The organism is Pseudomonas flavocrustae, assembly GCF_029872515.1.
GTDB classification, from domain to species: Bacteria; Pseudomonadota; Gammaproteobacteria; order Pseudomonadales; family Pseudomonadaceae; genus Chryseomonas; species Chryseomonas aestiva.
In genome coordinates this window covers 1-22662 of the sequence record NZ_JAPDIQ010000001.1, presented here as the reverse complement: position 1 = coordinate 22662, position 22662 = coordinate 1, and the positions used below count along the sequence as shown (strand labels likewise).

Sequence of the window (22662 nt, the reverse complement as noted above, 5' to 3'; positions counted from 1 at the left end):
TCTACCGCGGCCAACCCCGACTCAAGCTCCGAGCATAACCAAAGCGCCTTTTATTCTTTCTCCTGCGGATCATCCATCGGCACTATCGGTTCTCCCTTTCGTCTGCGGAGCTCCGCCATGACCCGCTATCTCATCCTTCCTGGCTGGCAAGGTTCCGGCCCTGATCATTGGCAGACTCACTGGCAGCGGCTGCTGCCTGACACCCATCGCGTCGAGCAGGACGACTGGCAGCGTCCCGATCCGCAGCTCTGGGTCGCCGCGCTCGACAGAGCCATCGCCCAAGCCAATGCGCCGGTGGTGCTGATCGCCCATAGCCTGGGCTGCGTGACCGTCGCGCGTTGGGCGGCCAGTGCCCCGGTGGCCCGTCGGCAGCGGGTGCTGGCGGCCTTGCTGGTGGCGCCGGCCGACGTCGAGCGCCCGGGTTGCCCGGCGGAGCTGGTGGGTTTCGCGCCCTTGCCACAGGAGCCACTGCCCTTTCGTTCGCGGATAGTGACTTCGGACAACGATCACGCCATCAGTCTCGCGCGGGCCGAAGCCCTGGCACGCGACTGGGATAGCGACCTGGACATCCTCCCGGGTGCCGGCCATATCAATACCCGCTCCGGGCATCGGCAGTGGGAAGAAGGCCTGATCCACCTGGCGAAGCTGGGGTCGAGCCAGGGCCTGCACGTCGCCTGATCCCCGTTCTTCCGAATCTTTCATAACGCCCCGGTCCCAGGCGCTTCCCTGGCTCAGCCGGGGCGCTGGCGTGTCTGCCACGGGGAGCGGCTTGCCTTCTCGAGCCCAACATCTCAAGGCCAAAACAAAAAACCCGCCACCAGGGCGGGTTTCCTCACCACCAGGGCCGCATCACAGCTTGGCGATGGACACCTCGGTGGATTTGACGAAGGCGATCACCTCGCTGCCCACCACCAGTTCCAGCTCCTTGACCGAGCGGGTGGTGATGACGGAGGTGACGATGCCGGCGGCGGTCTGGACGTCGATCTCGGAGAGCACCGAGCCTTCGATGATTTCCTTGATGGTGCCCTTGAACTGGTTGCGAACGTTGATGGCCTTGATGGTCATGGCAGAACTCCTCGGATGAGCGATCAGTAGGCCCAGCGCAGTTGCGTGGGCAGGGGTTGCACGATTTCGGGTAGATCGGGATTGAGCGGTTGCTGCAGCACCCGGGCCAGTACCTCGGCTTCCAGGCGCGCCAGTTGGGCATCGCCGGCGGCCCGGGGGCGCGCCAGGTTGACGTCGAGATCCAGACCGACATGGCCGTCTTCGATGAGCACCACGCGGTCGGCCAGGGCTACCGCCTCGCCCACGTCATGGGTCACCAGCAGCACGGTGAACCCGTGGCGCTGCCAGAGGCCTTCGATGAGCTGCTGCATCTCGATTCGGGTCAGGGCATCCAGGGCGCCCAGCGGTTCGTCCAGCAGCAGCAGGCGCGGCTGGTGGATCAGGGCGCGGGCCAGGGCCACGCGCTGCTTCTGGCCGCCGGACAGCGCCGAGGGCCACTCCTGGGCGCGATCCGCCAGGCCGACCGCCGCCAGGGCTTCCAGGGCGCGCGGTTTCCAGTCGCCCCTGAGGCCCAGACCGACGTTGTCGATGATGCGTTTCCAGGGCAGCAGGCGCGCATCCTGGAACATCAGCCGGGTGTCTTCGCGGTGCTCCGCCAGGGGTTCGTCCTGACCCAGCAGGGTGCCGCCACTGGCGCGGTCGAGACCGGCCACCAGGCGCAGCAGGGTGCTCTTGCCGCAGCCACTGCGGCCCACCACGGCAACGAACTGGCCAGCCGGGATCTGCAGATCGATCCCGTGGAGTACGGTGCGCTCGCCAAAGGTCTTCACCACCTGTTGCAGCTTCAGGGCGATGCCCCGCGAGAGCGGCGGAACGGCTTGCAGACTGGTCATGCGTGGGCTCCCTTCTGATAGGCCGGGTGCCAGCGCAGCCAGGCACGCTCCAGGCCGCGGGCGGCGAGATCCGCCAGCTTGCCGAGGATGGCGTAGAGCAGGATGGCCAGCACCACGATGTCGGTTTGCAGGAATTCCCGGGCGTTCATCGCCAGGTAGCCGATGCCGGAGCTGGCGGAAATGGTCTCGGCGACGATCAGCGTCAGCCACATCAGGCCGAGGGCGAAGCGCACCCCCACCAGGATGGCCGGCAAGGCGCCCGGCAGCACCACGTGCCAGAACAGCCGCGCCCCGGAGAGGCCGTAGCTGCGGGCCATCTCCACCAGCGCCGGATCGACGTTGCGGATGCCGTGGTAGGTGTTGAGGTAGATGGGAAAGAACACCCCCAGGGCCACCAGGAACAACTTGGCCGACTCGTCGATGCCGAACCAGAGGATCACCAGCGGGATCAGCGCCAGGTGCGGCACGTTGCGCACCATCTGCAGGGTGCTGTCGAGCAGGCGCTCGCCCCATTTCGACAGCCCGGTGATGAAGCCCAGCGCCAGGCCGATGCTGCCGCCTATGGCGAAGCCGATGCCGGCGCGCCAGCCGCTGATGGCCAGGTGTTGCCAGAGCTCGCCGCTCTTGATCAGACTCCAGCCCGCTTCCAGCACCGCCGCCGGCGACGGCAGGATGCGACTGGACAGCAGGCCGCTGCTGACCGCCAGCTGCCAGGCGACGATCAGGGCCACCGGCACCACCCAGGGCGCCAGGCGCTGCAGTTGACGTTCGATCGTGCTGTTCATGCCTGCCTCCCTCAGCTCTGCGCCGCTTTCTGCGGCAGGATGTCGTTGGCCACCATCTCGCCGAAGGGACTCACGTAATTGGCGCCTTCGACCTGGGTCGGCCGCTTGACCGGCAGGTGCGGGAACAGCAGTTCGGCCACCCGATAGGATTCTTCGAGGTGCGGATAGCCGGAGAAGATGAAGGTGTCGATGCCGAGGGCGGCATATTCCTTGACCCGCGCGGCCACGGTGGGACCGTCGCCGACCAGCGCGGTCCCGGCACCGCCACGCACCAGGCCGACACCGGCCCAGAGGTTGGGCGCGATCTCCAGCTTGTCGCGACGGCCCCCGTGCAGGGCCGCCATGCGCTGCTGGCCGACGGAATCGAAGCGGGCGAAGGCGGCCTGGGCCTTTTCGATGGTGGCGTCGTCCAGATTGGCGATCAGCCGGTCGGCGGCCCGCCAGGCCTCTTCATTGGTCTCGCGGACGATCACGTGCAGGCGGATGCCGAAGCGCACCGTGCGGCCCTGGGCGGCGGCCTTGGCCCTGACCGCCTCGATCTTCTCGCGCACCGCGTCCAGGGGCTCGCCCCAGGTCAGGTAGAGCTCCACCTGCTCGGCGGCGAGGTCCTGGGCGGCATCGGAGGAGCCGCCGAAGTACAGCGGCGGGCGCGGTTGCTGCAGCGGCGGATAGAGCAGCTTGGCGCCCTTCACCTGGATGTGCTTGCCGTCGTAGTCCACCGTCTCGCCTTCCAGCACGCGACGCCAGATGCGGGTGAATTCCACCGAGGCTTCGTATCTTTCGCTGTGGGACAGGTGCAGGCCGTCACCGGCCAGTTCGTCCGGATCGCCGCCGGTGACCAGGTTGAACAGCGCCCGGCCGCCGGAGAGGCGATCCAGGGTGGCCGCCTGCCGCGCTGCCACGGTGGGCGAGATGATCCCGGGGCGCAGGGCTACCAGGAACTTGAGTTTCTGGGTGACCGGGATCAGCGAGGCGGCCACCAGCCAGGAATCCTCGCAACTGCGGCCGGTGGGGATCAGCACCCCGCCAAAGCCCAGGCGGTCGGCGGCCTGGGCGACCTGGGTCAGGTAGCCGTGGTCGACGGCGCGGGCGCCTTCGGCGGTACCCAGGTAGTGGCCATCGCCGTGGGTCGGCAGGAACCAGAAGATATCGAGACTCATGGGGCTTTCTCCAGCAGGCGAAATCAGGGTTTGGCGGCAGCGGTCTGCAGACTGGCGGGCGGGGTCCACACCACGTCACGGATGACCAGCGGCTTGGGAATCAACTTGAGGGCGGTGAAGGCGTCGGCGATCTTCTGCTGCTGCGCGGCGACCTCGGGACTTATGAAGCGGGCGCCATAGCCCTGGCGCCTGACCACCCGCTCGGCGGTTTCCAGCGGCAGGTTCAGCAGGGGCGCCACCTGGGCGGCGACCTGGTCCGGGTGGGCCTTGGCCCACTCGCCCACCGAGCGCACCTCGTCGACGATGGCGCCGACCTGTTCGGGATGGGCCTTGGCGAAGCTGCGGGTGGCCAGATAGAACTGGTGGTTGTCGGCCAGGCCGGTGGCATCGGTCAGGGTGCGCGCCTGCAACTGGGTCTCGGCGGCGGCCTGGTAGGGATCCCAGATCACCCAGGCGTCCACCGCGCCGCGCTCGAAGGCGGCCCGGGCATCGGCGGGCGGCAGGTAGACCGGCTGGATGTCCTGGTAGGGGATGCCGGCCTTGGCCAGTGCCTGCACCAGCAGGTAGTGGACGTTGGAGCCCTTGTTCAGGGCGATCTTCTTGCCCTTGAGATCGGCCAGCGACCGGATCGGCGAATCCTTGGGCACCAGGATGGCTTCGCTGGTGGGCGCCGGCGGCTCGTGGGCCACATAGACCAGGTCGGCGCCGGCGGCCTGGGCGAACACCGGCGGTGTCTCCCCGGTCACGCCGAAATCGATGCTGCCGACGTTGAGGCCTTCCAGTAGCTGCGGGCCGCCGGGGAATTCGGTCCACTGCACCTTGACACCGTCCTTGGCCAGGCGCTGCTCCAGGGTGCCGCGGGCCTTGAGGGTGATCAGGGTGCCGTACTTCTGGTAGCCGATGCGCACCGTCTCTTCCGCCTGGGCCAGGCCGGCGGCCAGGGTCAGCAGGGAAACGGCGAGCAGCGAGCGCGTGAAGGAGAACTGCATGACTAAGGCTCCTGGTCAGATGCCCCAGCGCGCCTGGCCGATGCGATCGGCCAGCAGCTCGGGGGTCAGGGGTTGGGGACGCCGCACCAGGGCCGCGTGAAATTGTTCGAGGGATTCGTGCAGGCGCTGCTCCAGCGCCGGGGTCAGGGCGACCCCGGTCTCGGTGTAGCTGACCTGGCTGTCGTCGGCGAAGACGCCGTTGAGGACTTCCTGGGCCTTGAGCGCCGAGAGCACCGGCTTCAGCGCGTAGTCGATGGCCAGCAGATGACCGCTGGAGCCGGCGGTGGCCAGGGGCAGCACCACCTTGAGTGCCAAGGCGCGCTCGGGCAGCAGGTCCAGCAGCGTCTTGAGGGCGCCGGCCAGGGAGGCCTTGTAGACCGGGGTTGCGATCACCAGGCCATCGGCGGCCTGCAGCTGGGCGATCAGTTCCACCACGGGCGGGCTGTCGAAACGGGCGCCGATGAGGTCGGCGGCGGGAAAGTCCTGGATGCGCCAGCGGGACAGTTCCACGCCGCGCCCCTGCAGCCAGTTCGCTGCCAGATCCAGCACGCCGCTGGAGCGCGAGCGCGCTGCCGGACTGCCTGCCAAAGTTACCACCTGCATCGCCGTCTCCTGGAGAAAAAAGAGCGGTGTCGCGCCGCTCGAAAAAGGAATGAGCGGACCTTAGCAGCGGGTGTTTATTCCCTAAAAATACCCTTTCGGCACTTGGTTATAACCAGAAAAACAAAACCCCGGCTTGAGCCGGGGTCGGGTTGTCGCAGGAAATTTCAGCGATTGGGCTGGGGCGTCAGGCGCAGATAGGGTTTCACCGCGGTGTAGCCCTTGGGGAAACGCCGCTTGAGTTCTTCCTCGTCCTTGAGCGACGGCACGATGACCACGTCGTCGCCATCCTTCCAGTTGCCCGGGGTCGCCACCTTGTGGTTGTCGGTGAGCTGCAGGGAATCGATCACCCGCAGGATCTCGTCGAAGTTGCGCCCGGTGCTGGCCGGATAGGTGATCGACAGCCGCACCTTCTTCTGCGGATCGATGATGAACAGTGAACGCACGGTGAGGGTGTCGTTGGCGTTGGGGTGAATCATGTCGTAGAGGGTCGAGACGCTGCGATCGGCGTCGGCCAGGATCGGAAAGCCCACGGCGGTGGCCTGGGTTTCCTCGATGTCCTTGATCCAGCCCTGGTGCGATTCCAGACCGTCCACCGAGAGGGCGATCACCTTGACGTCGCGCTTGGCGAATTCGTCCTTGAGCTTGGCGGTGAGGCCCAGTTCGGTGGTGCAGACCGGGGTGAAGTCGGCCGGATGGGAGAACAGTACGCCCCAGCTGTCGCCCAGCCACTCGTGGAAGCGGATGCGACCCAGGCTGGAATCCTGTTCGAAATCGGGGGCGATGTCGCCCAGACGGATGGTCATTGGCAGTTCTCCTGGATGCAGGTAGGGATAGCGGCACTATGCCGCCCACCAGAGCGGGCGGGAAAGATCGGATCACGCTGTGGTTATAACGCGAAAGCCGACCCCTCTTGGGCCATCCCCCGGTCGCGACGCCACGTGCCGCGTGATCATCATCACAATTCCGTCGCGCTTTTTCCACCCGGGCGCAGCGCCCGCTAGGGTGCTACACCTAAGGAAGATCGACGGACCGCAATTCGGCCGAGCGGGGCAACCCGCAGCGCTCGCCATGGTCTGTTGCCAAGACGAGGAGGAGATTCTCATGTTCGGCAAACGCAATGACGACCCTGGTGCCACCACCCATTTCCGTAGCGAGCGCGTCAGCGTGGTCAACGGCCAGTTCTTCTTCACCACCCGCGAAGGCACCCTGGAAGGCCCCTTCTTCAGCCGCGAGGAAGCCCTCAACCAGATCGATCGCTATGTCGAACGGCTGCAAACCTCTCAGGGCCTGATGCGCCAATCCGTCAGCAACGTCTGACCGCCTGCGCTCGATCCTTTAGACTGCGCGCCCTGAATGCCAGGCCGCGCCGCTCATGACCGACTTCCAGCACGCCCAGCTCGACTGGGACGCCTCCGGGCAACCGCTCTCCCGCACCTATGGCGATGTCTACTTTTCCCGTGCCAGCGGCCTGGAAGAGACGCGCTACGTCTTCCTGCAGCAGAATCGCCTGTCCGAACGCTTCACCGCGCTGGCCGCGGGAGAGGTCTTCACCATAGGCGAGACGGGCTTCGGCACCGGCCTCAACTTCCTCTGTGCCTGGCAACTCTTCGCCGCCTTGGCTCCAAAGGAAGCACGCCTGCATTTCGTCAGCGTCGAGCGCTTTCCACTGACCGCCGCCGATCTCGCCCAGGCACTGACCCTCTGGCCGGAACTCGCCCCCTACAGCGCGGCGCTGCAGCGGCAGTACCAGGCCATCCATCCGGGCTTCCAGCGCCTGATCCTGGACGACGGGCGCGTCACCCTGACCCTGCTGGTCGGCGATGTGCTGGAGCGCCTGCCCGAACTGGATGCCCGGTGCGACGCCTGGTTCCTGGACGGCTTCGCCCCGGCCAAGAATCCCGAGATGTGGACGCCCGCGCTGTTCGCCGAACTGGCGCGGCTGTCCCACGCCGGCACCACCCTGGCGACCTTCACCTGTGCCGGCTTCGTCCGCCGTGGCCTCAACGAGGCCGGTTTCGCCATGGCCAAGGTGCCCGGCTTCGGCCACAAGCGGGAAATGCTGGCCGGCGCGCTGGAACGCCCGGTCACTACTGCCGCCGTACCCTGGTATGCCCGCCCACCGCGCCCCCGGGGCCCGCGCACGGCGCTGGTCATAGGCGCCGGCCTGGCCGGTTGCGCCACCGCCGCCAGTCTCGCGCGCCGCGGCTGGCAGGTCCGGGTCGTCGAGCGCCACGGGGCGCCCGCCCAGGAAGCCTCCGGCAATCCCCAGGGGGTGCTCTATCTCAAGCTGTCGGCCCATGACACCCCGCTCAGTCGGCTGATCCTCGACGGCTTCGGCCTGACCCTGCGCGAGCTCCAGGCACTGCCTCCGGGTGCCGCCTGGTCACCCTGTGGAGTGCTGCAACTGGCGCTGACGGACAAGGACGCCCAGCGGCAGGCGCAATTGGCGGCGCACTTCCCCGCCGATCTGCTGCAACCGCTGGATAGGGAAGCCGCCAGCAACAGGGCCGGCATCGCTCTGACAGCGGGTGGCCTGTTTTTTCCGGAAGGGGGCTGGGTGCATCCGCCCGCCCTGTGCGCGCACTGGCTGACCCATCCGAACATCGAGCTGGTCACCCATACCGAGGTGACCGCTCTGCAACAAACCGAGCATGGCTGGCAGGCCCGCACCCAGGGTGAGTCACTGGTGGCGACGGTGGTCGTGGTGGCCAGCGCCGCCCAGGCCAGGACGCTGCTGCCTGAGCTGCCGCTCAAGGCGATTCGTGGACAGTTGTCCGCGCTGCCGGAAACCCCGGACAGCCAGGCGCTGGCGACCGTGGTCTGCGGCGAAGGCTATCTTGCTCCGGCGCGGGAGAGTCGGCATTGCCTGGGCGCCAGCTTCGTCTTCGACCGGGACGAAACCGAACCCAGCCAGGCGGAACACCAGAGCAATCTGCAGCTGCTCGCCGAGCTGTCGCCCGAGCTGGCCGCCAGCTACCAGGCCGAGGCACTGGACGGTCGGGTGGCCTTTCGCTGCACCTCGCCGGACTATCTGCCCCTGGTCGGGCCGGTCGCGGATGAAGTCGCCTTCGCCCAGCAGTATCAGGCGCTAGCCTACGACGCCCGCCAGGTACCCGAGCAGGCGGCGCCCTGGCGTACGGGACTCTATGTGAATCTGGCGCACGGCTCGCGTGGCCTGGTCACCACCCCGCTGGCCGCCGAACTGCTGGCGGCCTGGCTGGAAGACGAACCCCTGCCGGTGGCCCGACGGGTGGCCGAAGCCTGCCACCCCACTCGCTTTCCCCTGCGCCGGCTGATCCGCGGCGGCTAGATGATCGCCAGCGGCGTCTTGCTTTGCGGCGGCGGAAAGGCACCGTCGAGCAGCGCGAAGTCTTCTTCGCTCAGGCGCAGATCCAAGGCCCGCGCATTCTCTTCGAGATGTCCGGCATCGCCCGCCTTGGGAATGGCGATCACGCCCGGCTGACGCAGCACCCAGGCCAGGGCGATCTGCGCCGGGGTGGCCTGATGCCGCTCGGCCAGGGTTGCCAAGGTGGGGTGCCGCAAGAGATCGCCGCCCTGCCCCAGCGGACAATAGGCCATCACCGGCATCTGCTGACGCTGGCTCCAGGGCAGCAGGTCATGCTCGATGCCGCGCTGTTCCAGGTTGTAGAGCACCTGGTTGGCGCTGCAGCGATCATCGTTCAATTCGAGCATGTCGCTGGTGTCGAGATTGGACACGCCCCAGTGGCGGATCTTGCCTTCGTCGCGCAGCTTCTCCAGCGCCATGACCGTCTCGATCAGCGGCACCTGGCCGCGCCAGTGCAGCAGATAGAGGTCGATGACATCGGTGCCCAGGCGCTTCAGGCTGCGTTCGCAGGCCAGAGGCACCCCGGCTTCGGTGGCATTCTTCGGATAGAACTTGCTCACCAAGAACACCTCGTCCCGCCGACCGGCGATGGCTTCGCCAACCAGTTCCTCGGCGCGGCCTTCGCCATACATCTCGGCGGTGTCGATCAGGGTGAGCCCCAGGTCCAGGCCCTGACGCAGGGCGCTGACCTCCTGGCGATGCAGGTCGGCGTTCTCGCCCATGCGCCAGGTTCCCTGGCCCAGCGCCGGAACGGTAGTGCCATCGGGCAAACGAACGGTTTGAGCGGTATTCATGGACGCATCCTTCTCTTGGGGTGTGGACGTTGGAACGCCAGCGCGACGCCGATTCTCCCGGTCATCCGCCAAACGGCAGCCAACGCCTCCCCACAGGCCCTGCGACCTGACGTCGCACTGGTAAAGTACGCCTATAAGGATTCCAAGAATAACCACCAGGACCTGCCATGAAACCGTCGATCCTGGGCCTTTGCGCCCTGCTCTCTGCTGCCCTGCCCATGACCTCCAGCTACGCTGATGTCATTACTCTGAGGTTTTCCCATGTGGTGGCACCGGAGACCCCCAAGGGCAAGGGTGCTCAGCTGTTCCAGCAACTGGTGGCGCAGCGCCTCGCCGGGCAGGTCCAGCTGGAGGTGATGCCCAGCGGCAAGGCCTTCACCGACGCCAACGAACTCCAGGCGCTGCAGGACGGCAAGGTCGACATCCTGGCGCCGGCGATCAGCAAGCTCACCGAACTCAGTCCCAAGCTCAAGCTGTTCGACCTGCCCTTCCTGTTCGAGAGTCGCGCGGCCCTCGATCACTTCCAGGCCCGCCCCAGTGGTCGCCAGCTGCTGCACAGTCTGGAGCCGGCCGGCATCATCGGCCTGGCCTACTGGCCCAACGGCCTCAAGCAGCTGGCGGCGCGCAAACCCTTGCGCGAACCCGGCGATGCCAGGGGGCTGGTATTCCGCATCCAGAATTCCGACGTCCTGCAGAGCCAATTCGAGGCCCTCGGCGCCACGGCGGTCAGGCTGCCCTTCAACCAGACCCTGCAGGCGCTCACCACGGGCACCGTCAATGCCACCGAGAACACCTGGTCCAACTACTGGAGTCAGCGCCTCGATCAGCAGCAGCGCTATTTCACCGAAAGCAATCACGGCGCCCTGGACTACATGCTGATCGTCAAGGCGGATCGCTGGCGCACCCTGCCCTTCGCCGTACGCAGCACCCTGGAGGAAATCATCGACCAGGTGACCTTCGAGGTGAAGAAGCAATCCGAGGCGGAAAATCAGCGCGATCGCGCGCGCATCGCCGCCGCGGGCGGCAGCGAGATCATCACCCTCACCCCCGAGCAGCGGACCCGCTGGCGCGAGGCCATGCGCCCGGTGTGGCAACGCTACGAAGGCGAGCTCGGCGCCTCCCTGCTCAAGGCTGCCGAGACCTCGAACTAGAAGCGCTGTTGCGGCGGTACGGCCCAGCGGCGCAATGGCAGATTGCCCGGCTCGCGACACTGCAGATCGCGAAAGGGCCCCGCGACCCTGACCCAGCCCGCGCCCGGCGGCGTCTGGGTACAGAACTCCTGGCCATCCGTGTTGCTGCGCCAGCGCCAGTAGGCCGCCGGCTCGGCGAAGGCGTGGGTACCCACCAGTCCCAGCAGGAAGATCACCAGGGTCCTGCCGGCGGTTCGCTGGAACCTCTCGCGCGATAAGCATGTCGGTTTAAGGGTAGTCCCCTCGAATTCGCACAGGATCTTCGCCATGCCGCTGTCCGTCTTGCGTAGCAAACCCACCCTCCTCGCCCTGGCCCTGGTTGGCGCCGGCCTCGCCCTGACCGGCTGCGCCCGCGATCCGGAAAAACGTTCGCTGGGTGCCGAAGCGGTCAGCAATGCCAAGAGCATGGCGCGTACCGATGCCGACATGCAGAAGGTGCTCGACAAGTACGCCAGCTTCGATCCCAAGGCCGTGGAAAAACTCACCGCCCAGCAGGCCCGCAAGCAGCCTACCATCGCCGATGCGGTCAAGGGCGTCCTGCAGGACGAAGGTCGTCCCACCCAGCCCGAAGCCCTGGTGCCGGGCGTTACCAGTGTCGACCGCGCCGTCGACGGCGCCGCCGGTGTGCTGCCGGCCCGTATCTACACCCCCGAAGGCCAGGGTCCCTTCCCGGTCATCCTATATTTCCATGGCGGCGGCTGGGTGTTCGCCGATCGCAACGTCTACGACGCTGGCGCCCGCGGTCTGGCCAAGCAGGCCAATGCCATCGTGGTGTCGGTGGACTATCGCCAGGCGCCCGAATACAAGTTTCCCGCCGCCCATGACGACGCCCTGGCGGCCTATCGCTGGGTGACTACCCATGCCGCCTCGCTGAATGGCGATCCGCAGCGCCTGGCCCTGGCCGGCGAAAGCGCCGGGGGCAACCTGGCGGTGGCGACCGCCGTGGCGGCGCGCAAGGCTGGTCTCACCGCGCCCAAGCACGTGCTGTCGGTCTATCCGGTGGCCCAGACCAACACCCATACCCAGTCCTATGAACAGTATGACGACGCCAAGCCGCTCAACCGGCCGATGATGCTGTGGTTTGTCGAGCAGGTGACCCGTACGCCCGCCGACCTCAAGGATCCACGCCTGGATCTGACCCGGGCCGACCTCGCCGGCCTGCCGCCGGTAACCATCGTCAATGCCGAGATCGATCCCCTGCGGGATGACGGTGGCTTCCTGGAAACCGCCCTGCGCCAGGCCGGCGTGCAGGTGCAGCGCAAGGTCTATCCGGGTGTTACCCACGAGTTCTTTGGCACCGCTGCCGTGGTGCAAAAGGCCAAGGACGCCCAGGCCTATGCCGGCAGCCGGCTCAAGGCCGATCTGGGCAAGTAACGGCGGCTCGCTCGTCCTAGACACCGCCGGCCCCGTGCCGGCGGTGTGCATTCAGTCAGGAAATAATAGCGGCCCTGCTTCGCGCATGAAGATCTCACAGGTCTTGGGCCCGACCCCCTTCAGCCGCTGTAGACGCGCCTCGAAATCCGCATGGTCCGTACTGGCGTCACGCAATCTCACGAAGCTGCCGCCATACTCCTCCTGTAGATGGAGACAGACGTCCAGCAGGCGCGTGGCCGTGCTCTCGTCATAACGCCGGTAATGCCCTTCGCCGAGATAGCCGACCAATTGCCGCCAGCTCAGATTGAGCAGCTTGCGCGGCGTGTCGCGACCATAGGTGCGATAGAGCACCGTCCAGGCCTGGGCGGCGATACCCTGGGAGATGCGTTTGCCGAACAGGTAGCTCGCCAGGAACCAGCCAAACAGCGCCGATTCGTCGTCCACCTCCAGCATCAGGCCGAGATCGGCCGCCGAAGTCGTCTTGCTCAAGCCGTATCCCTCGCGTAGGCGTCTTGCCTAGGAAGGCTCTCCACCGCCTGGGGTTCGACATCGGCGACGGCCGGCAGACTACTGGCGTATCACCTGGCCGCGCTGCGGGGCCAGGCGTGCCAGCAGGGCATTCTGCGCCCGCTCCGGAACGTCCTCACGCTGCATGGCCAGTTGCAGGTCTTCCACCAGGGCATTGAAGTCGGCGGGTTGCAGATTCAGACCGCGATGACTTTCCGCCATGCTCGCCCCTTCATAGCGGCAGGGACCGCCCGCATCGACGCAGAATTTCTGGATGAGCAGACTGCGCAGTCGCGCGATATCGACGTTGGCGAAGTAGTGCCGGATCCGCCCGTCATGCGCCACATTGAGCAGCATCCCCTCGACGATCCGGGTGATGCCGGGCTGGCCACCCAGCTCCTGATAGAGCCGATCACCCGTCGGCGGCTGAGGCGTGCACCCCAGCATCAGCAGCAGCGCCGCCAGTACCAGCGTTTTCCCCTGCATCAGTAGCTCCCCTGCAGCGACAGATAGAGACCCTGCTGATCGTCCAGGGTGGCGATCTCGCCCAGCCAGGCATAGGCCAGCACCAGCGACAGGTGCTTGTTGGGGAAGTAACCGACGAAGGTATCCACCCAGTCGCTCTCCCGGGTGAAGGACAGATTCTGCGGCTTCTCGCGATACTCCATGCCTACCGCCCAGCGCGGATTGACGAACACCGCGGCCGAGCCTTCCTTGAGCCACTGACGGCTGTCGTTGCGGTCACCACCGAAGCCCAGCAGCCCCATCTCGTTGGCGCGGCTGTACCTGAGACCGACGTTGAGCAAGAGGTTGTAGCCGAAGGCACCGCCCAGCAACAGCCGACTGGCGCCCAGGTAGCCCTCGACATCGCTGTCGCGCCGCGCGCCCACGGCAGCGGGAATGCCGAAATCCCGTTGATGCTTGTATTGCACCCCCACGGCTAGCTGCGGCAGCCGGTCGTAAATCAGGTCGCCCGCCAGGCGCACCTTGGCGCCGACGATGTCCTGGCTGAGGCTGTCTTCCTCAAGCTTCATCAAGCGGCGCAGGGTCGGCATGTCCAGGCGCTGGCGGGCATAGGACATTTCCACCCGATTGTCGTAGGCCACCGCCACGCCGGCCGCATCGAGCCGGTAGTCACCGGTCCACACCCGGGTGGCAAAGGCCGTGGCGCCGGGCTGGCCGCTTTCGCCATAGCCACCGATCACCGCCCAGGGCGTGATACCGCCGCCCGCCGCGCCTTCCAGACTGCTGGCGCCGCCGGTGGCCAGCAGCTTGCCGCCGTCGGCCTGGGCAGCGGTTGCCAGCAGCAGGCCAGCCAGCAGCCAGCCGTGCTTCATGACAACGCCTCCAGCACCGGCTGGCTCTGCCGCTCCATCCAGGCCTCGAATTCCGCGGCCGGCACCGGGCGGCTGATGTAGTAACCCTGGATCACATCGCAGCCCCAACTGCGCAACAGCGCCAGGGCCCGGGCTTCCTCGACCCCCTCGGCGACCACTTCCAGGCCCAGGTTGTGGCCCATCTCGATGGTCGAGCGGACGATGACGGCGTCATCGTTGCCCGGCGCCAGTTCCTTCACGAAGGACTGGTCGATCTTCAATTCGTCCACCGGCAGCCGCTTCAGGTGCGCCAGGGAGGCATGCCCGGTACCGTAGTCGTCCACCGACAGCCGGATGCCCAGCACGGACAGCTGCGTCAGCAGCGCGATGGCCGCCTCGGGATCGTCCATGATGGCGCTCTCGGTAATCTCGAAGGTCAGCTGCCGCGCCGAGACGCCGGCGTCATCGAGCCAGCCCATGACGCGCTCGGGCAAGCGGGCATCGGCCAGGTCGACCGCCGAAACGTTCACCGATACCTTTACCTCGCGATCCTGGGTCTGCCAGAGCGCCAGCTGCCGGATAGTCGCCTGGATTACCCAGCGGGTGAGTCCGGCCATGCTGCCACTGTGCTCGGCCAGGGGAATGAATTCACCCGGCGAGACCATGCCCAGCTCGGCATGGCGCCAGCGCAGCAGCACCTCGGCCTGGTGCGGCCCATTGCCCTGCAGGGCCACCTTGGGTTGGAACACCAGCATCAATTCACCCCGTTCGCCCGCCAGCGGCAGGTCGTGGACCAGTTGCAGACGCCGCTGCTGGGCCGCATCCCGACCTTCATCATAGACCCGGAGGCGATCCGGCACCTGGCCGGCATCGAGCATGGCACTGCGCGCGCGCTCGATCAGCAGGGTCGGATCATCGCCATGGCGGGGATACTCGACGACGCCGATCCGGCAACTCAGCCGAAACAGCTGGCCTTCCCATTCGATGGGTTCGGCCAGTGACAGGCGCAGTTGCTCGGCCAGACCCACCGCGCCTTCCAGGCCGACGCGACAGAACTGCACGAGAAATTCGTCGCCTACCGGGCGCGACACGCAGCCGCGCCCGGCCAGCAGCACCTGGGCCCGCTCGGCCACCATCCGGAGGATGCGATCACCCCCGGCGACCCCGGCGCTTTCGTTGATCGCCTGGAAGCCATCCAGCCCCAGGTACAGCAGCGACACCTGGGACTGGGTGGCGATAAAGACCCGCAGTCGCTCCTCGGCCAGGATGCGATTGGGCAGACCGGTCAGGGCGTCATGCAGGGCATTGTGGTTGAGCCGCTGCTCGCGCTCGGCGATCCCCTGGCGCATCTCTTCGAGCACCTGTGCCAGCCGGCCGAATTCGTCACGGCGCTGGACCTCCACCTTGACCCCATAATCTCCCCGACCGATGCGCCATGACATCACCGACAGCTGCCGCAGCGGCTGGGCCAGGTTGCGCGCAAGCCAGAGCGCACCTAGCAAGGCCGCCAGCAGGGCACCGCCGGCGATCAGCGCCAGTTGCCTGAGCAGGGGTTCGAACTCGGCCATGGCCACGTCGAGCGAACGCAGCAGATAGACCTGTACCGGATGATCGGCGGTCCCGAGGGTCAGCCGCTTGACCTGATAGAGCCGGCCGCCCAGGGTCAGCTGCCAGATGTCGCTGCCCTGGGGTGAAGTCGCCAGCTCATGCAGCAGCAGCCGTCCCTCCTGCTCCGGCAGGGTACTGGCCATCAGCGCGGCTTCGCCGAGAAACACCACGTCCAGATTGATCAGCGAGCGAAACTCCTCGGCCATGGTCTGATCCATGGCGAAACTCATCACCACCTGGGCGATGGGCACAGGGGCACGGACCGGCACCGTGACCCGCAACTGCGGCAGGCCGGTACCGGCCAGCACGCAACTGCCGTCATTGCCCGACGCCATGGCAACGGGCAGACGCTCGCCTTCGCTATGCGCCGCCACGGTGCTGGCGATCAGCCGGCCGTCCAGATCCAGCAGGTAGGTATCGCCCGCGCCCACCCGGGCGCCGTGGTTGGCCAGCACCGACCTCAGCGTCGGCACATCGCCACTGGCCACGGCGTCGCGAAAGCCGAAATCGGCGGCGAGCACCCGCACGGCATCGTTCAGCCGGCGGCAGCGGCCGTCCAGCACCTGGCGGAATACCCGCGCCCCGGTGTCGAGCTGGTCATAGGACTGGCGCACGGCACTGGCCTCGGTGGCAGCCTTGACCGTCAGATAGACCAGGGTGATGACCACCAGCATCAGCAGGAAGAGGCTGCCGGCGATGCGGGTCTGGAAACTATGGATGAGCTTCATCGTGCGTGGCCTTGTGGAAGGCATCCTCGAAAGCCGAGCTCGCCGGTTCCGCAGGCTGCGGCTTCGGCTGGACCGCCAGCTGGAGTTTCAGGGTCACCGGCTTGCCCGCCACGTCCAGCGCAGGCTGGGCAACCTCCTGCTTGTCGCTGAGGTCGGGATGCCAGAGCGCCAGCTGATAATGACCGTCCGGCGCCTCCAGTCGGGCGCGACCCTGACTGTCGGTCACCGCGGAGCGCCCGGCGGTGGTCACGTAGACGTAACCCACCATCCAGTCATGGATGTTGCAGCCCACCACCACCACGCCGGGCTGGTCGAACACCACCGGTGTGCTGGGAAGCCCGTGGTAGAGCGGCAGCTCGAAGCGCTTGGGACTGGAAAAGGAATACACCTGATGGCGAATGTCATCGGTATTGGGAAAGCTCACCGCCGTCCCGGTGGCCACCGCCAGGACATGGGGGACGAATCGCCGATTCTGCTGATCAATGGCCGCGGGCTGCCGCTCGGGCACCAGGCCCTGGCCCGACAGCATCACCACGGCATCGGCCAGGGGCGCCCCCTGACCATCGACCACCTGCACCGCGACCTCGGCCGCTTGCGCAGCTCCCAGGCCCAAAGCCAACCATCCCGCTACCAACCAATGCTTATTCACCCGCTGCTCTCCACCACGCGCCCTGGGAAACTCTCGCCGACTTCGCGGCGTGACTTCAGCTTTAGCGGCAGTGCCGGAGGAATCTTTATCGTCGCGGTGGCCAGGCTCGGTCCCGGTCGTCGCACTTCGAGCGGTACCCGGCGGTCAAGAAGGACAGGTCTTTGCCTGCGTTGAAAAAGCGCCACCCTCGCCCCATGTTGGCCTCACATCCAAGCCCAAGGTACGCCAATGAGCGATCAGGACAATCAAGCGGATATTCTCAGCGAAGAAGCCGGTCAGACCGGCCTGGTCCTGCCTGGCCAGAATCTTCCCGACAAGCTCTACGTCATTCCCATCCACAACCGGCCCTTCTTCCCGGCCCAGGTCCTGCCCGTCATCGTCAATGAAGAGCCCTGGGCGGAAACCCTGGAACTGGTGGCCAAGACCGACCACCACTGCCTGGCGCTGTTCTACATGGAGCAGCAGCCCGGCGATGCCGAGGGTTTCGATCCCGACCAGCTGCCGCAGCATGGCACCCTGGTGCGCATTCACCATGCCACCCGTCAGGACGGCAAGCTGCAGTTCGTCGCCCAAGGCCTGTCGCGGGTGCGCATCCGCGGCTGGCTGCGCCGGCAGCGCCCGCCCTACCTGGTGGAGGTCGAGCACCTGCGCCCCAACCCCGATCCCAGCGACGAGGTGAAGGCCTACGGCATGGCGCTGATCAACGCCATCAAGGAGCTGCTGCCGCTCAATCCGCTCTACAGCGAAGAGCTGAAGAACTATCTCAATCGCTTCAGCCCCAATGACCCCTCGCCGCTGACCGACTTCGCCGCCGCCCTCACCACCGCGCCGGGCGACGAACTGCAGCAGGTGCTCGATACCGTGCCCATGCTGCAGCGCATGGAAAAGGTCCTGCCGCTGCTGCGCAAGGAGGTCGAGGTCGCCCGCCTGCAGAAGGAGCTGTCCGCCGAGGTCAATCGCAAGATCAACGAGCGCCAGCGCGAATTCTTCCTCAAGGAGCAGCTCAAGCTGATCCAGCAGGAGCTGGGCATCACCAAGGACGATCGCAGCAGCGACATCGAAAGCTTCCGCCAGCGTCTGGAAGGCAAGAGCCTGCCCGAAGCCGCGCAGAAGCGTATCGAGGACGAGCTGAACAAGCTGTCCATCCTCGAGACCGGCTCGCCGGAATACGGTGTCACCCGCAACTACCTGGATTGGGCCACCGATCTGCCCTGGGGCGTCCACGGCCAGGACAAGCTCGACCTCAAGCACGCGCGCAAGGTGCTCGACCGCCACCACGCCGGGCTCGATGACATCAAGAATCGCATCCTCGAATTCCTCGCCGTGGGCGCCTTCAAGGGTGAGGTGACCGGCTCCATCGTGCTGCTGGTGGGTCCGCCCGGGGTGGGCAAGACCAGCATCGGCAAATCCATCGCCGAATCCCTCGGCCGCCCCTTCTATCGCTTCAGCGTGGGTGGCATGAGGGACGAAGCCGAGATCAAGGGGCACCGGCGCACCTATATCGGTGCCATGCCCGGCAAGCTCGTCCAGGCGCTGCGCGACGTCAAGGTGATGAATCCGGTCATCATGCTCGACGAGATCGACAAGATGGGCCAGAGCTACCAGGGCGATCCGGCCTCGGCGCTGCTGGAGACCCTGGATCCGGAGCAGAACGTCGACTTCCTCGACCACTACCTGGATCTGCGCCTGGACCTGTCCAAGGTGCTGTTCGTCTGTACCGCCAACACCCTGGATTCCATCCCCGGCCCCCTGCTGGACCGCATGGAGATCATCCGCCTTTCCGGCTACATCGCCGAGGAGAAGCAGGCCATCGCCAAGCGCCACCTCTGGCCCAAGCAGCTGGACAAGGCCGGGGTGCCCAAGGATCGCCTGACGCTTACCGACAGTGCCCTCAAGGCCCTGGTGGAGGGCTATGCCCGCGAAGCCGGCGTGCGCCAGCTGGAGAAGCAGCTGGGCAAGCTGGTGCGCAAGGCGGTGGTCAGGCTCATCGAGGATCCCAAGCTCAAGGTCAAGATCGGTGCCTCGGATCTTGAGGACTACCTCGGCATACCGCCTTTCCGCAAGGAGCAGGTGCTGTCCGGAGTCGGCATCATCACCGGCCTGGCCTGGACCAGCATGGGCGGCGCCACCCTGCCGATCGAGGCGACGCGCATCCATACCCTGAACCGCGGCTTCAAGCTCACCGGCAAGCTGGGTGACGTCATGAAGGAATCCGCCGAGATCGCCTACAGCTACGTCACCGCGCACCTCAAGGACTTCAAGGGCGATCCGAATTTCTTCGACCAGGCCTTCGTCCACCTGCACGTCCCCGAAGGCGCCACGCCCAAGGACGGCCCCAGCGCCGGCGTCACCATGGCCTCCGCCCTGCTGTCGCTAGCCCGCAACCAGGCGCCGAAGAAGAACGTGGCCATGACCGGCGAGCTGACCCTCACCGGTCAGGTACTGCCCATCGGCGGGGTACGGGAAAAGGTCATCGCCGCGCGACGGCAGAAGATCAGCGAACTGATCCTGCCGGAGCCCAATCGTGGTGACTTCGAAGAGCTGCCCGCCTATCTCAAGGAAGGGCTGACCGTCCACTTCGCCAAGCGCTTCGCCGACGTGGCCAAGGTGCTCTTCTAGTCTGACCGGCCAATCTCTTGGGGTATGCTCTGCGTTTTGCCGTCATACCCCGGAGGTTTTCATGTCCAACCGTCTTCTGTTCTGCGGCTGTCTGCTCCTGGCCGGCTGCAGCAGTACCCAGCCGAGTGGCAACCTCATCCTGGGCGACGACAGCGACTGCACTCCGCTGGCCATGCACACGGGCCAGGAACTGACCCTGACCCTGCCCAGCGATCCCACCAGCGGCTATCGCTGGAGCATCCTCCAGCGTAGCGACAACCTCAGGCAACTCGGCCCGGAAGTCTTTCGCGAACAGCGCCAGGATCAGGGCGGCATTGGCAGCGCCGGTCAGTCCCTCTGGCGCTTCCGCGCGCAGAACGCCGGCAGCGCCCATCTCGAACTCCAGGCCCGCCAGCCCTGGGATGCCGAAGCCGAGCCCCAGGCACGCTTCGACTGCCGTATCGAAATCCGCTGAAGCCACGTCCTGCAGTGCCTGCCGGGGGTACAATGCCCCCTTTCGATTTTCCAGGTACCGCCCATGAGCGAAGCCGACCGCCTGTTCGCGTCGCCGCAGCCTCCTGCCGACTTCACCTTCAACGAAGACGTGGTGCGCGTCTTTCCCGACATGATCAAGAGATCCGTGCCGGGCTATCCCACCATCGTCGAGAATCTTGGCGTCATCGCGGCGCGTTTCGCCCAGCCCAACAGCCGCCTCTATGATCTCGGCTGCTCCCTGGGCGCCGTGACCCAGGCCCTGCGCCGTCATGTCCGCGCCGAGGGTACCCGGGTGGTGGCCATCGACAATTCCACCGCTATGGTCACCCGCTGCCGCGAATACCTCAGCGCCCAGGATTCGATGCACGAGGAGTTGCTGCCGGTCGAAGTGGTGGAAGGCGACATCCTCGAGGTTCCGCTCGCATCGGCCTCGGTGATCGCGCTCAACTTCACCCTGCAGTTCATCGCGCCGGAGCAGCGCCTGGGCCTGCTCAGCCGTCTGCGCAACAGCCTGCTGCCAGGAGGAGCCCTGTTGCTGTCGGAAAAGATCCGGTTCCCGGACGCTCAAACCCAGGCATTGCTCAACGGCCTGCACCTGGACTTCAAGAGAGCCAATGGCTACAGCGAACTGGAAATCGCCCAGAAACGCACCGCGCTGGAAAACGTCATGCTCACCGACACCCTGGCCGAACACCGGGCACGCCTGCAGGCCGCCGGTTTCACCACCGTCGAACCCTGGTTCCAGTGCCTCAACTTCACCTCCCTGATCGCCCTGCCATGACCCAGCCCCCTTACCTCGCAGACCTGCAACAGGCGCTAGCGGATACCCCGCTGGCCATCTGGTCCCAGTCCCTCGAAGCCGTCCTGGCCGCCAAGTACGCCCGTGGCCATGGCGATCTGCAGCGCTGGCAAGCGGGTATCGATGCGCTCCCCGAAATCGCTGTAGCAGCTGTCGACCTGCATGAGGCCGTGCGCCTCGCCGGCGCTCCTACCGCTGAGCAGCACCAGGTCCTGCGCGAGGCACTGCTGCAACTGCGGCCCTGGCGCAAGGGGCCCTTCCAGTTGTTCGATCTCCATCTGGACACCGAGTGGCGCTCCGACTGGAAGTGGGACCGGGTCGCCCCCCACCTGGATCTGCAGGGCAAACGCGTCCTGGATGTCGGCAGCGGCAACGGCTACTACCAGTGGCGCATGCTCGGTGCTGGAGCCAGCCTGGTCCTGGGCGTCGATCCCAACTGGCTGTTCCACTGCCAGTTCCAGGCCCTGCGGCGCTATCTGCCCGACCTGCCGACCTGGCACCTGCCACTGACCCTGGAAGAACTGCCCGCACTGGACGGCGGCTTCGATACCGTCTTCTCCATGGGCGTGCTCTACCATCGGCGCTCGCCCATCGACCACCTGCTGGACCTGAAGAACTGCCTCGACAGCGGCGGTGAGCTGGTCCTGGAAACCCTGGTCGTTGAGGGCGATGCCACCACCGTCCTGGTTCCCGAAGACCGCTATGCCCAGATGCGTAATGTCTGGTTCCTGCCCTCCGCGGCCGCGCTGCAACTCTGGCTGCAACGCGCAGGCTATCGGGACATCCGCCTGGTGGACCTTACCCCCACGACCGTAGACGAACAGCGCTCCACCGAATGGATGGGCTTCCAGTCGCTACCGGACTTCCTGAACCCGGAAGATCCCAGCCTGACCGTCGAAGGCCTCCCCGCCCCCCTGCGCGCGACCCTGATCGCCCGCAAACCCTGAACGCAAAAAGCCCGGCCAATGCCGGGCTTTTTCTTGCTCGCGTAAAGATGCGGTAGGTTGGGCTGAGCCTAGCGAAGCCCAACATCCATACTCCAGCCTTGACCCCCTCACCGCCTTGCCGCCGCTCGCTTGATCCCTGCAGCGGATTTGATTGTTGGGCTTCGCTACGCTCAGCGCCAACCTACGATGATTCTGTGCTGCGCTTCCAACCCAACAGCCCGGCGCAGCCGGGCTGTTGTGGCTCTTGGGCTCTTGCGGACGTAAAGCAGCACCTGCCTAGCAGGCACTGCTCCAACGCCGCCGCCGCGCCCTTTTGGTCTCCTCTCCCCCCGGGAGAGGGCTAGGGTGAGGGCAACCTCAGCCACGCGGCTTCAGGCGTCCGCTAGCCAATTAGCTGCTCCCAGTCCTCAAGCCCCTGACGCCCGGCCAAACTTTTCCCGCCGCAAAGACAACACCCCCGCCAGAATGAACTGAGCGGGGGTGCTGGGTGTTAGGCGCTTGACGATGACCTACTCTCACATGGGGAAACCCCACACTACCATCGGCGATGCATCGTTTCACTTCTGAGTTCGGGAAGGGATCAGGTGGTTCCAATGCTCTATGTTCGTCAAGCAATTCGGTTGGCTGACCAGGCGATGAGGCTGCCTGGCTGGCCCAATTGGGTCTGTGATCGAAGTAGACAACTCGTCTTTGGGGTCTTGCGAACCCACGCGCCGTTTTCGGCGTCGTCTTCCTCACGCTCTGACACGCGGTCAGATTGTTTGGGTGTTATATGGTCAAGCCTCACGGGCAATTAGTATCGGTTAGCTCAACGCCTCACAGCGCTTACACACCCGACCTATCAACGTCGTAGTCTTCGACGGCCCTTCAGGAAGC

23 protein-coding genes and 2 rRNA genes are annotated in these 22662 nt (G+C 66.1%); 9 read left to right on the top strand and 16 right to left on the bottom strand.

From position 1 onward, the window contains the following. Positions 1–117: 117 nt before the first annotated feature. On the top strand, positions 118–678 hold the full coding sequence (locus OMP44_RS00125; RefSeq protein ID WP_280305800.1) for an RBBP9/YdeN family alpha/beta hydrolase: 561 nt from the start codon (positions 118–120) through the stop codon (positions 676–678). Positions 679–849: 171 nt separating this feature from the next. Here OMP44_RS00125 and OMP44_RS00120 read toward each other — a convergent pair whose 3' ends face one another. The 7 genes from OMP44_RS00120 to OMP44_RS00090 all read right to left on the bottom strand — a co-directional run bounded on the left by OMP44_RS00120 (position 850) and on the right by OMP44_RS00090 (position 6238). Further along, positions 850–1065 carry a TOBE domain-containing protein gene (locus tag OMP44_RS00120; RefSeq protein WP_010795839.1) on the bottom strand — a complete coding sequence of 72 codons (216 nt, stop codon included), beginning with the start codon at positions 1063–1065 and terminating at the stop codon, positions 850–852. Positions 1066–1088: 23 nt separating this feature from the next. Next, positions 1089–1898, bottom strand: a complete 810-nt coding sequence (ssuB, locus tag OMP44_RS00115; protein ID WP_133862826.1) for an aliphatic sulfonates ABC transporter ATP-binding protein — start codon at positions 1896–1898, stop codon at positions 1089–1091. Then, entirely contained in the window at positions 1895–2683 is a 789-nt protein-coding gene (gene ssuC, locus OMP44_RS00110) for an aliphatic sulfonate ABC transporter permease SsuC (protein WP_280305797.1), read from the bottom strand. Before ssuC ends, ssuB begins: the two co-directional genes overlap by 4 nt. A gap of 11 nt (positions 2684–2694) precedes the next feature. Continuing rightward, positions 2695–3843: an FMNH2-dependent alkanesulfonate monooxygenase gene (gene ssuD, locus OMP44_RS00105; RefSeq protein ID WP_280305795.1), complete on the bottom strand. Its 1149-nt coding sequence runs from the start codon at positions 3841–3843 to the stop codon at positions 2695–2697. Positions 3844–3866: 23 nt separating this feature from the next. Next, positions 3867–4832: a sulfonate ABC transporter substrate-binding protein gene (locus OMP44_RS00100; protein WP_187980133.1), complete on the bottom strand. Its 966-nt coding sequence runs from the start codon at positions 4830–4832 to the stop codon at positions 3867–3869. Positions 4833–4847: 15 nt separating this feature from the next. Beyond that, positions 4848–5435, bottom strand: coding sequence for an NADPH-dependent FMN reductase (gene ssuE, locus OMP44_RS00095; protein ID WP_280305793.1), 588 nt, complete (start codon positions 5433–5435; stop codon positions 4848–4850). A gap of 164 nt (positions 5436–5599) precedes the next feature. Beyond that, positions 5600–6238 (bottom strand): peroxiredoxin, encoded by a 639-nt coding sequence (locus tag OMP44_RS00090; RefSeq protein WP_059315912.1) that lies wholly within the window; start codon positions 6236–6238, stop codon positions 5600–5602. Between the two features lie 298 nt (positions 6239–6536). Here OMP44_RS00090 and OMP44_RS00085 point away from each other — a divergent pair, with 298 nt between their 5' ends. Together OMP44_RS00085 and mnmC are read left to right on the top strand one after the other, a co-directional pair. Further along, positions 6537–6752, top strand: coding sequence for a DUF6316 family protein (locus OMP44_RS00085; protein ID WP_133862831.1), 216 nt, complete (start codon positions 6537–6539; stop codon positions 6750–6752). Positions 6753–6807: 55 nt separating this feature from the next. Then, positions 6808–8745: a bifunctional tRNA (5-methylaminomethyl-2-thiouridine)(34)-methyltransferase MnmC2/FAD-dependent 5-carboxymethylaminomethyl-2-thiouridine(34) oxidoreductase MnmC1 gene (mnmC, locus tag OMP44_RS00080; RefSeq protein ID WP_280305789.1), complete on the top strand. Its 1938-nt coding sequence runs from the start codon at positions 6808–6810 to the stop codon at positions 8743–8745. On the opposite strand, the gene OMP44_RS00075 is transcribed toward mnmC, so the two are convergent. Next, a complete protein-coding gene (locus tag OMP44_RS00075; protein WP_133862833.1) occupies positions 8742–9575 on the bottom strand; it encodes an aldo/keto reductase in 834 nt (277 codons plus the stop codon). The two genes, mnmC and OMP44_RS00075, sit on opposite strands and share 4 nt — an antisense overlap. A 167-nt stretch (positions 9576–9742) precedes the next feature. On the opposite strand from OMP44_RS00075, the gene OMP44_RS00070 reads away from it, so the two are divergent. Then, positions 9743–10726 carry a DctP family TRAP transporter solute-binding subunit gene (locus OMP44_RS00070; RefSeq protein ID WP_280305787.1) on the top strand — a complete coding sequence of 328 codons (984 nt, stop codon included), beginning with the start codon at positions 9743–9745 and terminating at the stop codon, positions 10724–10726. On the opposite strand, the gene OMP44_RS00065 is transcribed toward OMP44_RS00070, so the two are convergent. Beyond that, entirely contained in the window at positions 10723–10941 is a 219-nt protein-coding gene (locus OMP44_RS00065) for a hypothetical protein (protein ID WP_187980135.1), read from the bottom strand. The two genes, OMP44_RS00070 and OMP44_RS00065, sit on opposite strands and share 4 nt — an antisense overlap. A gap of 91 nt (positions 10942–11032) precedes the next feature. Here OMP44_RS00065 and OMP44_RS00060 point away from each other — a divergent pair, with 91 nt between their 5' ends. Continuing rightward, positions 11033–12139, top strand: coding sequence for an alpha/beta hydrolase (locus tag OMP44_RS00060; RefSeq protein ID WP_273862973.1), 1107 nt, complete (start codon positions 11033–11035; stop codon positions 12137–12139). Positions 12140–12190: 51 nt separating this feature from the next. Here the strand turns inward: OMP44_RS00060 and OMP44_RS00055 are convergent, their stop codons facing one another. The 5 genes from OMP44_RS00055 to OMP44_RS00035 all read right to left on the bottom strand — a co-directional run bounded on the left by OMP44_RS00055 (position 12191) and on the right by OMP44_RS00035 (position 16911). Continuing rightward, on the bottom strand, positions 12191–12628 hold the full coding sequence (locus OMP44_RS00055) for an HhH-GDP family DNA glycosylase (protein ID WP_273862974.1): 438 nt from the start codon (positions 12626–12628) through the stop codon (positions 12191–12193). Between the two features lie 78 nt (positions 12629–12706). Then, complete coding sequence (locus tag OMP44_RS00050) at positions 12707–13132, bottom strand: group I truncated hemoglobin (RefSeq protein ID WP_273862975.1); 426 nt, start codon at positions 13130–13132, stop codon at positions 12707–12709. Next, on the bottom strand, positions 13132–13983 hold the full coding sequence (locus tag OMP44_RS00045) for a DUF3034 family protein (RefSeq protein WP_280305782.1): 852 nt from the start codon (positions 13981–13983) through the stop codon (positions 13132–13134). Before OMP44_RS00045 ends, OMP44_RS00050 begins: the two co-directional genes overlap by 1 nt. Further along, positions 13980–16298: a putative bifunctional diguanylate cyclase/phosphodiesterase gene (locus OMP44_RS00040; RefSeq protein WP_280305780.1), complete on the bottom strand. Its 2319-nt coding sequence runs from the start codon at positions 16296–16298 to the stop codon at positions 13980–13982. Before OMP44_RS00040 ends, OMP44_RS00045 begins: the two co-directional genes overlap by 4 nt. After that, positions 16282–16911, bottom strand: coding sequence for a methylamine utilization protein (locus tag OMP44_RS00035; RefSeq protein ID WP_133862847.1), 630 nt, complete (start codon positions 16909–16911; stop codon positions 16282–16284). The genes OMP44_RS00040 and OMP44_RS00035 overlap by 17 nt, the downstream gene beginning before the upstream one ends. 264 nt (positions 16912–17175) lie before the next feature. Here OMP44_RS00035 and lon point away from each other — a divergent pair, with 264 nt between their 5' ends. The 4 genes from lon (at position 17176) to cmoB (ending at position 21786) form a co-directional block, all read left to right on the top strand. Continuing rightward, positions 17176–19566 (top strand): endopeptidase La, encoded by a 2391-nt coding sequence (lon, locus tag OMP44_RS00030; protein ID WP_280305777.1) that lies wholly within the window; start codon positions 17176–17178, stop codon positions 19564–19566. A 61-nt stretch (positions 19567–19627) separates the two neighbouring features. Then, a complete protein-coding gene (locus OMP44_RS00025) occupies positions 19628–20020 on the top strand; it encodes a protease inhibitor I42 family protein (protein ID WP_273862979.1) in 393 nt (130 codons plus the stop codon). A 63-nt stretch (positions 20021–20083) separates the two neighbouring features. Continuing rightward, entirely contained in the window at positions 20084–20821 is a 738-nt protein-coding gene (cmoA, locus tag OMP44_RS00020) for a carboxy-S-adenosyl-L-methionine synthase CmoA (protein ID WP_133862842.1), read from the top strand. Beyond that, positions 20818–21786 (top strand): tRNA 5-methoxyuridine(34)/uridine 5-oxyacetic acid(34) synthase CmoB, encoded by a 969-nt coding sequence (gene cmoB, locus OMP44_RS00015; RefSeq protein WP_133862843.1) that lies wholly within the window; start codon positions 20818–20820, stop codon positions 21784–21786. The genes cmoA and cmoB overlap by 4 nt, the downstream gene beginning before the upstream one ends. Positions 21787–22282: 496 nt before the next feature. Here cmoB and rrf read toward each other — a convergent pair. Next, positions 22283–22398: ribosomal RNA gene (gene rrf, locus OMP44_RS00010) — 5S ribosomal RNA — on the bottom strand. Positions 22399–22558: 160 nt separating this feature from the next. Continuing rightward, positions 22559–22662: ribosomal RNA gene (locus OMP44_RS00005) — 23S ribosomal RNA — on the bottom strand; the annotation flags it as partial.

Bases quoted from the DNA above. Each gene is read 5' to 3' on its own strand.
- OMP44_RS00125 (WP_280305800.1), top strand. From the start codon at position 118: ATGACCCGCTATCTCATCCTTCCTGGCTGGCAAGGTTCCGGCCCTGAT.
- OMP44_RS00120 (WP_010795839.1), bottom strand. From the start codon at position 1,065: ATGACCATCAAGGCCATCAACGTTCGCAACCAGTTCAAGGGCACCATC.
- ssuB (WP_133862826.1), bottom strand. From the start codon at position 1,898: ATGACCAGTCTGCAAGCCGTTCCGCCGCTCTCGCGGGGCATCGCCCTG.
- ssuC (WP_280305797.1), bottom strand. From the start codon at position 2,683: ATGAACAGCACGATCGAACGTCAACTGCAGCGCCTGGCGCCCTGGGTG.
- ssuD (WP_280305795.1), bottom strand. From the start codon at position 3,843: ATGAGTCTCGATATCTTCTGGTTCCTGCCGACCCACGGCGATGGCCAC.
- OMP44_RS00100 (WP_187980133.1), bottom strand. From the start codon at position 4,832: ATGCAGTTCTCCTTCACGCGCTCGCTGCTCGCCGTTTCCCTGCTGACC.
- ssuE (WP_280305793.1), bottom strand. From the start codon at position 5,435: ATGCAGGTGGTAACTTTGGCAGGCAGTCCGGCAGCGCGCTCGCGCTCC.
- OMP44_RS00090 (WP_059315912.1), bottom strand. From the start codon at position 6,238: ATGACCATCCGTCTGGGCGACATCGCCCCCGATTTCGAACAGGATTCC.
- OMP44_RS00085 (WP_133862831.1), top strand. From the start codon at position 6,537: ATGTTCGGCAAACGCAATGACGACCCTGGTGCCACCACCCATTTCCGT.
- mnmC (WP_280305789.1), top strand. From the start codon at position 6,808: ATGACCGACTTCCAGCACGCCCAGCTCGACTGGGACGCCTCCGGGCAA.
- OMP44_RS00075 (WP_133862833.1), bottom strand. From the start codon at position 9,575: ATGAATACCGCTCAAACCGTTCGTTTGCCCGATGGCACTACCGTTCCG.
- OMP44_RS00070 (WP_280305787.1), top strand. From the start codon at position 9,743: ATGAAACCGTCGATCCTGGGCCTTTGCGCCCTGCTCTCTGCTGCCCTG.
- OMP44_RS00060 (WP_273862973.1), top strand. From the start codon at position 11,033: ATGCCGCTGTCCGTCTTGCGTAGCAAACCCACCCTCCTCGCCCTGGCC.
- OMP44_RS00050 (WP_273862975.1), bottom strand. From the start codon at position 13,132: ATGCAGGGGAAAACGCTGGTACTGGCGGCGCTGCTGCTGATGCTGGGG.
- OMP44_RS00045 (WP_280305782.1), bottom strand. From the start codon at position 13,983: ATGAAGCACGGCTGGCTGCTGGCTGGCCTGCTGCTGGCAACCGCTGCC.
- OMP44_RS00040 (WP_280305780.1), bottom strand. From the start codon at position 16,298: ATGAAGCTCATCCATAGTTTCCAGACCCGCATCGCCGGCAGCCTCTTC.
- lon (WP_280305777.1), top strand. From the start codon at position 17,176: ATGAGCGATCAGGACAATCAAGCGGATATTCTCAGCGAAGAAGCCGGT.
- OMP44_RS00025 (WP_273862979.1), top strand. From the start codon at position 19,628: ATGTCCAACCGTCTTCTGTTCTGCGGCTGTCTGCTCCTGGCCGGCTGC.
- cmoA (WP_133862842.1), top strand. From the start codon at position 20,084: ATGAGCGAAGCCGACCGCCTGTTCGCGTCGCCGCAGCCTCCTGCCGAC.
- cmoB (WP_133862843.1), top strand. From the start codon at position 20,818: ATGACCCAGCCCCCTTACCTCGCAGACCTGCAACAGGCGCTAGCGGAT.